Source organism: uncultured Campylobacter sp., assembly GCF_938040115.1.
Lineage (GTDB): Bacteria > Campylobacterota > Campylobacteria > Campylobacterales > Campylobacteraceae > Campylobacter_A.
Genome location: NZ_CALHXD010000155.1, coordinates 1 through 14,150, shown reverse-complemented (window position 1 = coordinate 14,150; position 14,150 = coordinate 1). Strand labels below are relative to the sequence as shown.

Here is a 14,150-nt window from a genome sequence, read left to right as displayed (position 1 = left end):
GCTTGATCTGGCGCGCGACCTTGACCGCGCTAAAGCCGCTTGGCAGCAAAAACAGCTCGCAAAATTTGCCTTGCTCGTCCATAACGGCGACCTTTGACGACGCACCGCCGATGTCGATACCGATAAAATGCATACTCTGATCCGTAAAAAATATCTCCGACACGCGGAACTTTGTTAAATTTGAGCGCAAATTTGGTCCATCGTTAAATTTGAGTCGTTCGGCAAAATTTGAAAGAGAGAAATTTGAGAGTTTAAAAAGGATAAACCCCGAAAGGTCGGGGTTTATCGCGGAGATTAGAGTGTTAGCTGTAGGTTTGTACCTGCATCGGCAAGCGTAGCGTTGGCTAGGTCTACTATACCGGTTAGTTTTACCACATAGTCGCTGGCGGATAAGCCAGCGGTAGCGTCTGATCTTACTAGATAGGTGTCTGTCGCATTGCTATCAGGATCGGTGTAGGTGAAGTAAGCTAGTTTGTTGCTTGCAGCCTTTGCGACGTCTAGTGCTCTAGATAGGTTGTTTGCAAAGTCTAGCGATTTGGTTGAATCGTATCTTGCGATATTTTGATCAATAGCAGTTGCTGGTGGTGGTGTTGTTAAATTTGCGCCTATTTTGAGTTTGTCGCCTTTAGAAAAGTCCGTGATAGTAGCCGTTTTTGATGCAGGGAATGCTGCGCTGTCACCTACGGTTCCTAATACAAACGTATCGTCGCCCGCTCCGCCCGTTACGGTTGCGCCTGATTTGCTACCGAAGGTTATCTCGTCGTCTCCCGCTCCGCCTTTGATTACCGACTTTTCATCAAGGTGACCGCTAGCGTCAAATGTAAATTTTCCTTTAAGAGTGCTTGCATCTACGGTTTTTACCTTTTTGAAAGTCGCATCTAGGCCCAGCTTCGTATTTGCGTCGCCTTTTATTACTACGTTTGTTAGCGTACCTTTAGCGTCAGCGGTAGCTTTTAGATTGACGATATTTGTAGCCGTATTTGTTTTATCGTCATCCAAATTTGACGCTATATCGATGTTTTCTATATCGTCTATTACAAAACCGCCTGTATTATTTAGACCCGCGTGTGTGTCTTTTGGATTAAATACTAAATTTAACTTATCGGCAGTGCCGGTGTCTGCGTCTTTGATCCCTACTACAAGGTCGTTTGTTAAAGCATTTTTTTCTACCGTTATAGTAGAGTTATTTAAGACTTTTGTAAGACTTTGGCCTGCATTTGCTCCTTGGGCTAGGGTGATATTATTAAATCCCTCCCATTTTGACATATCTATACCATTTGCAATAGTATTGTTGATCCTTATACCTTCGAAATTTTTAAGCGTCACCTTATCCGCTCCGGCACCTGCGATTGTTGAAGCTATAGATATTAGGTCCGTTCCCGCTCCGCCGTTGATCGTTTGTTCGGCATTTGTATTATCTATGTCTACTACGTCGTTTCCTGAGCCTAAAAGTACTTGTGAGCCGGCGATGTTTTTGACCTTTAGTTCAGCGAAATTTCCGGTAAAGGATGCTGCGTTTACGTCTTTGAGCGCAGTTTCTTGTTGCAGATTGATTTTTAGATCTTTTGCGTTTCCGTCAAAGGTTACTTTTTCTAGCTTATTATGAGGGGAAGCAGAAACGAACTCGATAGTAGACTCTTTGTCGCCGTTAGCGTGGATGGTTAGCTGAGTGGCATTGTTTGCTTGTAGTCTAGCCAAGCCTTTTTCCGTGTAGTTTGTAGTTAGATCCACTTTTTCTTCGTCGGTTGCGATTTGGGCGCCGGTAAAGTCGACGTCTTTTACGTTGATTTTAACTAGCTTATTCGCGGTAGTAAGTGGTGCCGCTAGTTTTAGGTTTGCTAGGCTTAGATCCTCGACTTTATCTAGTCCGTTTGCGCCTACGGTTAGGACTTTTGTTTTGGTGCCTAGATTTATGCTAGCTTTTGTAGCCTCTTTTGCGGATATAGCGCTATCATCTCCGCCTTTTACGGATATCTCTTTTGCTTTATCTGCTGTTAGAGTGGCGATTTTATTCGTATCTATCGTTACTTTTTCTTTGGTATCGGTTTCTAGCTTTATGTCCCCAGGTGATGTAATGCTTAGATTATCAAGACCTTTGTTTAGTTTACTCAAGGCCGGTGCTGTTGGAGCCTTTATTGTTACCTCTGATCTTATCTCTAAATTTTCTATGTTGGTTACGCCTCTCATCGCGTTATCTAGGTCGCCTAGATCAAGCTCCGACTGTGCGCCGTTTTTTAGTACGGTTACTTTTAGCGTATCTTTACCGCCTAAGCCGTCTAGAGTGTCTAGAGAGGACAAAGTAGAAGTCTTATCGCCGTTACCAGAATAGTAAACGGCACTAAAAGTATCGTCGCCTTCGGTACCCTTAAGCGTATCGACTCCGGTAGTGAAAATTTTGCTTCCCGGTTTTGCAGCGTCTGCTAGTTGATCTATTTTAGCTTTTTGCTCCTCTAGGTTGGTGCTGTTTGTGGTCTCGATAATCTGCTGGAACGGAGCATAGTTAAAGTTGCCAGATCCGTCGCTTTCTATGTCGGTTATCTTTTCAGCCATATATGCCGCGATAGCGGTTTTGTTTGCAAATACCGCTGCTGCCGTAGGATCTGCCGCGATAGCCTCAGGCGATCTTGCTACTTGGAAAAGAGTAACTAGAGTCTCGCCTCTTGAGTGTCCTAGCTCTAGGTGGCGTACCCAGGCATTTATGCCGTCTGGATCTTGAGAGTAGTCTTTACCTAGGATATTTTTATAGATATTTTCTACGTATCCTCTGTTTGTATCTATTCTGCCGTTAAAATATGCTGCGATAGCAGGGCTTTGTAGCATAGCGTCTGCGGTTTGCGCTTGATCTCTAAAAACGCCTGCCGAAACCCATGCGTTTAAACCCGCACCTTCGGGTGCTCTGTTAAATAATGCCACATAAAGTTGGGCTACTTGTGCTTTTGTTACTGCCATAAAAGGCCTCCTTTGGGTAAATTGGGATTTTGTTTAACTCCGTGGCGATTATAGCATTAAATTCCTGATTGTCGATAAATCGTAGATAAAAATAATGAAAATTTAGGCGGCAGAACCGCACTGTGTCGGCCTGCCGCTAATGAAGGATAAAAATGAATTTAGGCGAAATTATAAAACGATATTGTGATCGCTATCTACTCTCGCGCCGCTTAGATCTACCGTGCCGGCTAGCTTGGTCACGTAGTCGTCCTGCCCTACGCCTTGCACGCCGTCGGACGTAACGATGTAGGTGTTTGACTGATAGGTGAAATACGCACTCTTTGACGCGTGCTGAGCGGCCGCCTTTTCGGCTTCGCGTAAGTTGTTGGCGAAGTCTAGCGATGCGTCTGAGTCGTATTTGGCGATAGAATTTGACTCCGCGGCGGCGCCTCCCGTGTATAGTTTGTCACCTTTGCTAAAGTCGGTGATAGAGCTTAGCTTATCCGTGCCAAAAGGCGAATTCGCCTCCGCTCCCAGTTTGCCGACCTTAAAGACGTCGTTGCCCGCTCCGCCCGTTATTTTAAGGCCCGCCACCGAGCCGAAGCTTAGCGTATCGTCTCCGCTGCCGCCTTTTACGACGCCGCCCCTTTCGACGTGATTTCCCGCGTCAAAGGTAAATTTGCCTGTTAGCGAGCTTGCGTCAACGCCTTTTATTTTTACGATATTCGCGCCTAGTTTTAGCTCGGTATTGCCGTCGCCGCTCACGTAGACGCCCGATAGCGCGCATTTAGTCGCGTCGCTAGCGTTTAGGTTTATTACGTTTTTGGCTGCGGCGGTTTTTGCCGTATCGGCGTTTGAGACTATGCGGACGTTTTCTATGCCGTCTATGACGAAATTTCCGGTGTTGTCCAGTCCTGCCGTATTTGCTTTAGGATTTATCTTTAAGATTAGCGTATCGTCTGCGCCGCTCGCCGCGTCTTTGATATTTACGGCTATATCGTTTGCGATCGCGGCGTTTTCGACGACTATCGTAGAGTTGTTCGCTAGATTATCTATCTTTGCTCCCGCTCCCGCTCCGCCGGCTAGCGTTATGGAGCTCAAATTTGCCCATTTAGTCATATCTACGGCTCCGCTTAGGGCGTCGGTTATCTTTAAATTTTCAAAATTTAAAAGAGAAAGCTTATTTGTCGTCGCGGTAGCTACGGCGGAGGTTACGACCACGGTGTCTTCGCCCGCGCCGCCGTCGATACTATGGGTATTTGCCGCGCTATCTATCTCTACGAAATCGTCCCCGCCGCCTAATTTTGCGGTAGCGTTTTGGACGTTTTTGAGTTTTAGGTTTGAGAAATTACCCTCGTAAGCGCTAGAGTCAAAATTCGTAAGATTTGTTTGAGCCGACAAGTCCATAGCAAATTCTCTCATGCCGCCGTCTACCGCAACCTTGGTTAGCGACGTGATATTGCCCAGGTCTAGCTGGCCTTTTTTACCCGCTTTAGCGTGTAAATTTAGCGTTTTTACCTTATCGGCCGCACTTGAAGATAGTTTAGCTAGGCCTTCGTCCGCGTAAGACATCGTAAAATCTACGTCTCGTTCGTCGGTTCGGATGGAGTTGGCGCCAAAATCGACGTCCGTCACGCTGATCTTTTTGGCGCCGTATGCGATGAGTACGTTATTTCCGGACGTATCGTTTATCTTTAAATTTGCAAGTGTCAAATCGGCGGCTTGGGTCGAGAAGTTTTTAAGAGCGTTGGTTTTGCTTTTTAGATCGATATTTACGGTCTTTGCGCTCGTTGCGACTTCGGTTTCGCCGTTAGCTTTCAAATTTAACGTCTGTGCGGCGGTTGCGGCGATATTTGCCTTGCCTTCGCTGTTTACGTTTACGGTTTTAGCGTCTTGCGCGATCAAGGTTACGTCCGATTTTGCCGAGATATCGATGCTTTGCGCATTTTTTGCGTTTAGCGAAACTTTGCCGGTCGTATTTACGGAGACTTTGTTCGTCGCGTCGGTCTCGGATATGCTCACGTCGCCTATGGTAGAGATGTTTAAATTTTCCAGCCCGAAGTTAAATTTGACTCCGCCGGCGTCAAACTCAGTCTCCGAGATCAAATTTAGATTTTCGACGTTGCTTACGCCTTTAAAGATATTTTGAAGTTCGGTCGTAGTCAAATTTTGCGGAGCGTCGTTTTTAAACACGGTCAAATTTAACGTGTCTTTGCCGGCGCCGCCGTCGATTTTATCAAGCGGCGACAAAGTAGATTTTTGCGTGCCGTTGCCTGCGTAGTAAACGCCGTTAAATACGTCGTTGCCCGCGGTGCCCGTTATGTTGTCCAGACCGTCGGTTAGGCTCTTTTCGACGCCTTTGCTGGCTAGCTCGTCTATTTTGGCTTTTTGCGCTTCTAAATTTGACTCGTTCGTCGTCCTGATAATCTCCTGAAACGGCGCGTAGTCGAAATTTCCGCTGCCGTCTTTGCCGATATCGCCTATTTTTTCCGCCATATAGGCCGCGACTGCGGATTTATTTTCGAAAATTTTAGCAGCCCTAGGATCGGCCGCCTTAGCCTCCGCCGACGCCGCTACCTCGAAAAGCTTCGTTAGCGTCTCGCCTCTGGTATGGCCGGCTTGTAGATGCCTTACCCACGCATCTATGCCTGCCGGATCTTGCGAGTAATCCTTGCCGAGGATGTTTTTATAGATATTTTCGATATAGCCTTTATCGCTATCTATACTGCCGTTAAAATACGACTGTACGGCCGGCGCTTTGAGCATATCGTCGGCTATTTGCGCTTGGGTTTTAGCAGCTCCGGCGCTTACCCACGCGTTTAATCCGGCTCCCTCCGGCGCTCTGTTAAACAATGCCACATAAAGCTGGGCAACTTGTGCTTGCGTTACTGCCATATTGGCTCCTTAGAAGTGAATTTTAGTACTACGTACTAATGATAGTAAATCACAAACATCGTATATTACGATATCTAGGCTAAAAAATCATAAAATACAACGAGCATTTACAGCAGAATTATAAGCAATAACTATTCCATAGAATTTGTAGCTTAAAAAATAAAATTAATTACTCTGGCACTTTTTAATATTTATTTAAGCATAAAAGGATTACAATCACATTCTTGATGTTTTAGTTACTGGTTAAGGTAAATTTTGGGTAGAGCGGTTAGAGAAATAAAATCAGAAATGGTTTTGATAAAACAAAAGGGCAACTTTTTTGCCGATCAAAGCGAAAAAGACCTTTATGTTGAAATTTTAAGTTCACTAACCCAAAAATACGATATGGAAATTTTAGGCTACATTTTGGAGTCTAATTCCATATCGCTATTTTTGAAATCCTTAAATATACCTAAGATCATGCAAGAGCTAAATAGCACCTTTATAAGAAATAGGAATAAAGCGCGGGGTTATATCCAAGAAAGCGACATCAAAAGATACGAAATCCGAGACGTTTTTATAAACGAATTTGAGGATGTTTTGGCATTTTTGCAGCAAAACGGCGGATATACCTTCAGAAGCATCGACAAAAACTTAAGTTTAGCAAAAAAAATAGAGATTCAAAATTTTAAAAAAAGGACTGAAATGAAAATAGTTGCTTTAAATTCAGAAGTACATAACGGAGTGTCTTATCACCAAGATGCGTTACCAAATTTCCCGTTTGCGGAGATAGTGGCGAGCGAGGCATTTTTCTGCGAGAAAGATCTACCTATAGTTTTCACGAACGACGTAGTGCCTAAACTGCTAGTACTGCTAGGTAGAAATGAAAATTTAATAATAGATAAAAACTACAAAGGCTACGTACCTGCGATCTTGCAAAACTATCCTTTTACTCTGGCTAAAGTCGAGGATAAAAATATCCTTTGTATAGACGAGGATGCGCCTCAGCTAAAAGGTAAAGGCGAAAAATTATTCAAGAAAAACGAAGAGCCGAGCGAATTTTTGCAAAACACCATAAACGCTATGCAAAACTACAATGCCCAGCTAGAAGCTACGCAAAAAGCGTTAGAAGAGATCAAAAAGGCTGGAATTTTGATAAACAAAGAGCTAACCGTATCTGATAACGATAAAAAAATCACCTTAATCAAAGGCTTTTCTGTCGTGAGCAGAAAAAAACTAAACGAGCTTGACGACGCTACTTTGGCCGATTTTGTTAGAAAGGGCTATGTTAGCCTAATAGATGCGCACATTAGAAGCTTAACGAATTTGGAAAATTTGGCGGGTAGAATTTTAGAAAACGAAAGTAAAAAAGAAAATGAAAGTAAATGAACTAAAGGAGAGTATTAAAAAATCCAAACACGCTATGATATATGCTGGAATTTTCAGCATGTTCATAAACGTTTTGATGCTAACTTCTCCTCTATATATGTTACAACTTTACGGTAGGGTCGTAACGTCAAGAAGCCTTGATACGTTATTTTTCCTTACGCTGATAGTTATATTCTTATATCTATGTATGATGTTTTTCGAAATTTTACGTTCGAGAATTTTGGTAGTTTTTTCAAACCAGATAGATTTAAGGCTGTCCGAGAGAGTGTATGATGCGATCTTTAAACTCTCGGCTAGGCAGCCTGGCAGGGTATCTTCTCAGCCGATGAGAGATCTAAATACCATAAAACAATATCTCAGTACTAACGGCGTGTTTGCGTTTCTTGACGCGCCGTGGCTACCTTTTTATATATTGATACTGTTTTTCTTTCACCCGTATTTTGGATATTTTAGTATTGCCGCTGCGATCGTTTTGTTTATTTTGGCTCTTTTAAACGAAGGCGCGACTAAAGACGGACTAAAAAGGTCAAATGACGCTTTTGGCGCCGAAACCCGCTTTGTCGATCTAAATTTGAGAAATTCCGAAGTCATCCAAGCCATGGGTATGAACGGAAATTTAAAGAAAATTTGGCACAAAAAGCATAATGAATTTCTAGAAGCTCACTCCGAGTCTAGCGTAAAGGCGGGAATGTACGCAAATATCAGTAAGGTATTTCGCGTCGTTTCCCAGTCGCTTATGCTGGGCCTTGGCGCGTATCTGGTTGTCTTGCAGGAAGTGAATCCGGGTATGATGATCGCAGGTTCCATCATCATGGGTCGCGCGCTAGCCCCGCTTGATATCTTGATCTCAAGCTGGAAAAGCTATAAAAACACCAAAGAGAGCTATGCTAGACTTTCGCAGTTTTTGGAGGATTTCCCTGCCGACAACGAAAAACTTAAGCTTCCGGATCCAAAAGGCGATATTTTCCTAGAAACCATAAGCCTAGTACCGCCTCACGGTAAGGCACCTACTTTGATGGGCATAAATTTCGAGCTTAAAAGCGGAGATATGTGCGCGATTATCGGTCCGAGCGCTGCAGGTAAAAGCTCACTAGCTAGAGCGATGCTGGGAGTATGGCCGGTATTTCACGGCGTAGTGCGCGTGGACGGAGCCGATATTACTCAGTACAACAGCGACCATTTGGGTCAGTTTGTGGGGTATTTGCCGCAAGACGTCGAGCTTTTCGAAGGAAATATTGCGGAAAATATCGCGAGATTCGGCGAACTGGATAGCGAGGCGATCGTGCGGGCTGCAAAGCTAGCTAACGTTCATGATATGATATTAAATTTGCCGGACGGATATGAAACTAAAATAGGCATAGGCGGAGCCAGCCTAAGCGGCGGTCAACGTCAAAGAGTCGCTCTTGCCAGAGCGCTTTATAAGGAGCCTAAAATAATCGTACTGGACGAACCTAACGCTAGCCTAGACGAAGAGGGCGAAAGAGCGCTATTTGCCGCGCTTGCGTCCATGAAGGGCAAGGCGACTATAGTACTAATAACGCACAAACTAAATATCTTAAATTTGGTTGATAAAATCGCCGTTTTAAATGCGGGAAGATTGATGTACTTTGGCGCCAGAGATGCGGTATTGGCTGAGCTCGGCAAGGCAAATGCGCAACAACCGCAGGTTGCAGAACAACAAAAAAGGCATAGTATAAGCCTAGAAGATGCGGAGGGCTAAGATGATACTTAAAAGTGAAAAAGGCACCGTAAATTTTGGGTTGTTCGTTATATTTTTGCTAGTCGGAGTTTTTGGAATTTGGCTCGGTATGGCGCCCCTTAATAGCGCCGCCGTTGCTACTGGTAAAATAGGCGTAGTTAGTAACAAAAAAATCATCCAACACCTTGAGGGTGGCGTCGTAGATAAAATTTTCGTTAAAGACGGAGATATGGTCAAAGAGGGCGATCCGCTAGTCGAGATCAAAAATGTCGCTTTGCAAAGCGAGATGAGCGTAGTTAGAGCAGAATTTTTAAGAACCAGCGTCATAGTTTCTAGATTGGAAGCCCAAAAAGACGATGCGACGGAAGTCAAATTTAGTGACGAAATAAAGCAAATCGAAGGCTATAAAGAGGCTATAGACGGGCAGTTGAGTATATTTAATGCGCAAAAAAAGCTTTTGGATGAAGAAAAATCCATCCTAAAGCAACGCATAAAACAGCTTGAAAATCAAATCAAAGGCGCAAATGCGATAGTAAGCGCCAAACAAGACCGTATAAAATCTTTGAACGAAGAGATTAAAGAGTGGGAGAGGCTATTTAAGGAACAGTTGGCAGACAAAGTCAGGCTACGCGACCTAAATAGAGAAAAAACGGCGGTCGAGGGCGAAATAGCTGCGGGTAAGGCCGAGATAGCAAGACTAAACGTCCAGGTTACCGAGACGCAAGCTCAGATTATATTAAGAGACAGAACCTTTAAAGAGGATGTATTAAAAAAGCTTGAAGACGCTAAAACTCGTCTTGTGGATCTGCAACAGCGTTATAATGCTTTAAAAGATCAATCCGAGCGTACTATCGTAAAATCTCCGGTCGAGGGTAGCGTCGTAGAGCTAGCCTTCCATACTATCGGAGGCGTAATAAGGCCCGGCGAGAGAATAATGAGTATAGTGCCGAACGAGACCGACTATGTCGTAGAGGCTAGACTAAACGTAGTAGATATTGATACGGTGCATGTGGGACAGCTTGCCGATATTAGATTTAGCGCATTTCAGCACAGGCCGAGCTTCGTTATGGAAGGTAAAGTAACGTACGTATCGGCCGATAGTATTCAGGATAATGCAGGTCACTCGTTTTACGATATTAAAGCCGAGCTTACGGAAGAGGGCATGAAAGAGTTTAAAAGAAATGACTTTTTTATAGTTCCGGGAATGCCGGTCGAAGTAATGATCAAAACCGGCGATAGGACGATGCTTGAGTATGTCTTAAAGCCGTTTATAGATATGTTTAAAAGGGCATTTAATGAAGACTAAAATTTTACTTTCGGCCTTGTTGGCTTCAAATTTAGCTTTTGCTCAAAGCGTTAGCCTTTCTCAGGCATACGAAATGGCGCTCGAAAATAATAATGAGCTTAAAATGACCATGTATAATAGTATGGCCTCTCAAGAGAGGCTATCACAAGCTACGGCCATGTTTTTGCCGACTATTAACGCCGAAGCTGCATATGTCGGCGAAAAATACGACAGAATGGATAGGCGAAGAGTATCAAAAATAAACGAAAGCTATAAAAAAGTAGGCGTTAGCCTTAGTCAGAGCGTATTTAGGCCGGCAATCTGGTATCAAAGAAATCAAGAAGAGATCAGGGTGCGCGGCAACGAGCTGATGTATGAAAATACCAAACAAGAACTGGCAAAAAGGGTCGTAGAAGCGTATTTTAACTACACCTTCGCATCCGAGACGCTAGCTCTTGCTCAAAGCTACGAAGAAGCCAACCGCGCCAAATATAACCAAATGCAGAAGTCTTTGGAATTCGGGTTGGTAAATAAAATGGATATGCTCGAATCTAAAGTTAGATTAGACGAGGCGTTGCTGGGCGTAAATAAAGCTAAGCTAAATATCGAAGTAGCAAAGCTAGAGCTAGTAAAGCTAGTCGGGCAAGAGATCGAGGTGAAGGATAGCTTTTCAAACATCGATACCGAATTTTTCAAAAAAGTAAATTTGTCGAATTTTAGCGACGTAGCAAGAAATTTTAAATTTCAAGATAGCGTTTTGGCCGTCGAAATCTCAGAACAAGAATACAAAAAGAGAAAAAGCGAGCATCTCCCTACGCTTGATTTTAGTATCAGCTATGCAAATTTATACTACATAGACAACGACTATTCGGGCGACAGAAGAAGAAAGCTGGATACTATGTTGCGATTTACTCTGCCTTTATATACAGGTGGTGCGACCAGCTCAAGAGTAGAGGAGGGTAAACTACTAAGACTAGCTAGTGTCGAACAACAAAAAGATATTCAAAAAGAGATAGAGATCAGCCAAAAAAGAGCGATAAATAACTATCTTAATTATATCGACGAATGCGAGTTAATGAAGCGCTCTTTGGAAAATGCGGAGCTTTACGTAAAATCAATAGAAAGAGGCTACGAAGAGGGCTTGAAAGATGCGGTAAATTTATTTGACGCTCGCGCTAGAGTTTTTAAAACCAGAAACGAAGCGCTAACGGCATCTTATAATTTGGTTCTCGCATATTTGGAAATCCAGTGGCTTAATTCTAATATATCGGTTGATATGATGCGGGACTTGCAAAGAGCGTTTAAGTAAAATTTATTTTTTAAATTTTTACGTTTTAAGTGATTTTTTATGCTATAATTAGCAACAGTATTCTGTAAAGATACCCAAAAACTCAAGAAACACACTAAAAAGGAGTCCTTAATGGCAGTAACACAAGCACAAGTTGCACAGCTTTACGTAGCGTTATTTAACCGCGCACCCGAAGGCGCGGGCTTTAACGCATGGGTAAGCGCAGGAGCAACTAAAACTCAAGCGCAGATAGCTAATGATATGCTAAAATCGGATGCGGCTATAGCGTATTACGGCGGTAGCATAGATCAAGATAGAGACTTTGTAGAGATGGTCTACAAGAACATCTTGGGCAAAGATTATTCTCAAGACCCTGACGGTATTAATGCCTGGGTAAAACACCTTCAACTCGGAAACTCAAGAGGCGATATGCTCGTAAAACTTTTTGACGTAGCTACTTCTGCAATAGCCAAAGCAGCAGATCCTGTAGCGGCAAAAGTATTTGAGAATAAGACCGAAATTTCTAAATATATGGCGGAGAAAATTTCAAATATCAGTCAAAACGGTACAGGCGATTACAACTATACGCCATTCCAAGAGATAATTAGAACTACAAATTCTACAAATTTAGCTGAGCAAAAAGTCAAGGTAGACGAGATGGCAAATGCTGATTTTCATACGCTTACTACTTCAGCGGATACTGTTAATGGTACAGCTAAAACTGATGTCATAAAAGCTGTCGCAAGCTCTGTATTTTCCGAAAATACTCTTAATCCTGAGGACAAAATTGACGGTGGCACAGGAAACGACACTCTAAGCGTTACTATGAATACAAATTTTAATGGATTTACTACAGGCGAGCTAAAAAATGTAGAAAATTTAAACCTAATAAATAACGGTGGAGCGCTTAAAGAGTTTAATGCTAACGGCGTTACCGGTCTTAAGAGCGCCAAACTTGATGGAAATAATGCTGTTAGAGTTATCAATTTGGCCAATATTATTGACTTTAGCGTAGCTGACCTCAGAAATGACTATATAACGCTAACATATCAGTCTAACACTATATCTGGTAATAGCGATGTTCAAAATTTAACACTCGATAATGTAGGCGCAAGCACCCCTATCGGTATGCTTTCAAACTCTATTTCTACTACATTTAGTGGTATAGAGACTTTAAATATCAAAACTCAAGGTCGAGCAAGTTATATTAAAGATGTGAATACTGAAAATGTTAAGGTTTCTGGTGATGCTAGTTTAGATGTTGCTGTTGCTGCAAATACTAAGAGCTTTGATGCTTCTGAATTGAAGGCCAAGTTGCTTGCTGATTTGGTTAAATCAAAATCAGTGTTGGAAAATATAAAAGGCGGTAGTGCTGACGATACTATTAAAGCAGACATTGATGCAAGCACTATCGGTGTTTTACGCGTTGATGGCGGAAAGGGCTATGATACTTTAGAATTTGATAACTTAACAGGTGGTCTTGATACTGCAAGAAAGCTTGTTACGACTTCTGTTGAGCATTTGATATTTAAAAATGCTACAGTTACCAATCCTCTTAACCCGGCTGTTGTTGACTTGGAAAAATCGCCTGATGTAGTTAGACTTACTATAGGTCTAAAAGATACTCAAGCTCCTAATACAAAAGTAAATATTATAAATTCTAAGGTGGATACTTTAGACTATATAACAAACACTAAAGGCGGTAATCTTATTACAATAGACTCTACTGCTCTAAAAACTATCAACTATGTTAATGACAACCAATACGATACGCAGTTAGGAAGCATTAACGCTGCAGAAGCCACAAGTCTTAATGTTAATTTAAAAGGTATTATGTCTGGAGAAGCAACGGTTACTGCAAATAAAGCTACGTCTATAAATCTTAACATAGACTCTTTGGATGTTGTTTCTAAAGGTCTTAGCTTTGAGGCGGAAAAAGCTACTGCCATGAAAATTGTGAGCGTTCAAAAAGACAGCGTATTTAAAGCTAACGATAATAACATGAAAGCGTTGCAAAATCTTGATATTACTACGGCTGGTAGATTTGATTTCACAGGAGACTCCGAAAAACTTGAGTCGCTTTCTACTATTAATCTAAAAGGAACGTCCGAAAAATCATCAGCTACCGTAGTTGCTGGCACTGCTTTATCTATCCAGGATATAAACTTGACAGCAGATCATTTGCAGGCTACCATGGAGAAACAAGGATACCAATCTCTAAACGCTACTTTAAATACGCAAGGTACAATTAATGCGTTTTTAAACAACAACACTCAAGGTGAAGTAAAGTTTGATATCGAGCATGCGGGATCTGTAAACATTGTTAACAATAGCGTCAATATTCAAAAATTTATATTAGGCAGTGGAAATTCGATTGAAACTCTCGTAAAAGATAGTTTTGTTATCAAAGGCGGCACTGCACATCAAACGGTGCTTGGCAATATCTATGCAGATAAAATGAATGTAGATTTTGGCCAAACTCTTGGACTAACTGATTTGCAGGGGATTTTAGCTGCAAACGATATTACCCTTAAAATTTCACAAATAACAGGAGCAAATGGCAATATACAAGTTGCAATGGCTGGGGCTAGAAATTTTAAAGCGGATATAGAAGGTTCCGTAAAAGGAAAGTACCCGCCGACATATTTTACTTCGGTTGCTCCGGCAATTTCCACGGCAAACATTTT

At 42.3% G+C, this 14,150-nt stretch carries 7 protein-coding genes; 5 read left to right on the top strand and 2 right to left on the bottom strand.

Features of this window, described 5'->3' with window-relative positions:
* Positions 1-294 precede the first annotated feature (294 nt).
* Together Q0314_RS05545 and Q0314_RS05540 are read right to left on the bottom strand one after the other, a co-directional pair.
* Positions 295-2,949: a surface array protein gene (locus Q0314_RS05545; RefSeq protein ID WP_298057386.1), complete on the bottom strand. Its 2,655-nt coding sequence runs from the start codon at positions 2,947-2,949 to the stop codon at positions 295-297.
* Positions 2,950-3,117: 168 nt separating this feature from the next.
* On the bottom strand, positions 3,118-5,823 hold the full coding sequence (locus tag Q0314_RS05540) for a DUF4214 domain-containing protein (RefSeq protein ID WP_298057385.1): 2,706 nt from the start codon (positions 5,821-5,823) through the stop codon (positions 3,118-3,120).
* A 255-nt stretch (positions 5,824-6,078) separates the two neighbouring features.
* Here Q0314_RS05540 and Q0314_RS05535 point away from each other — a divergent pair, with 255 nt between their 5' ends.
* From Q0314_RS05535 to Q0314_RS05515, 5 genes are all read left to right on the top strand, one after another.
* Positions 6,079-7,191: a SapC family protein gene (locus Q0314_RS05535; protein ID WP_298057383.1), complete on the top strand. Its 1,113-nt coding sequence runs from the start codon at positions 6,079-6,081 to the stop codon at positions 7,189-7,191.
* On the top strand, positions 7,178-8,911 hold the full coding sequence (locus tag Q0314_RS05530; protein ID WP_298057382.1) for a type I secretion system permease/ATPase: 1,734 nt from the start codon (positions 7,178-7,180) through the stop codon (positions 8,909-8,911). Before Q0314_RS05535 ends, Q0314_RS05530 begins: the two co-directional genes overlap by 14 nt.
* Before the next feature lies 1 nt (position 8,912).
* Positions 8,913-10,196: an HlyD family type I secretion periplasmic adaptor subunit gene (locus Q0314_RS05525; protein ID WP_298057380.1), complete on the top strand. Its 1,284-nt coding sequence runs from the start codon at positions 8,913-8,915 to the stop codon at positions 10,194-10,196.
* Positions 10,186-11,484, top strand: coding sequence for a TolC family protein (locus tag Q0314_RS05520; protein ID WP_298057379.1), 1,299 nt, complete (start codon positions 10,186-10,188; stop codon positions 11,482-11,484). The genes Q0314_RS05525 and Q0314_RS05520 overlap by 11 nt, the downstream gene beginning before the upstream one ends.
* Before the next feature lie 111 nt (positions 11,485-11,595).
* On the top strand, positions 11,596-14,150 hold a 2,555-nt coding region (locus Q0314_RS05515; RefSeq protein WP_298057377.1), incomplete at its 3' end, for a DUF4214 domain-containing protein.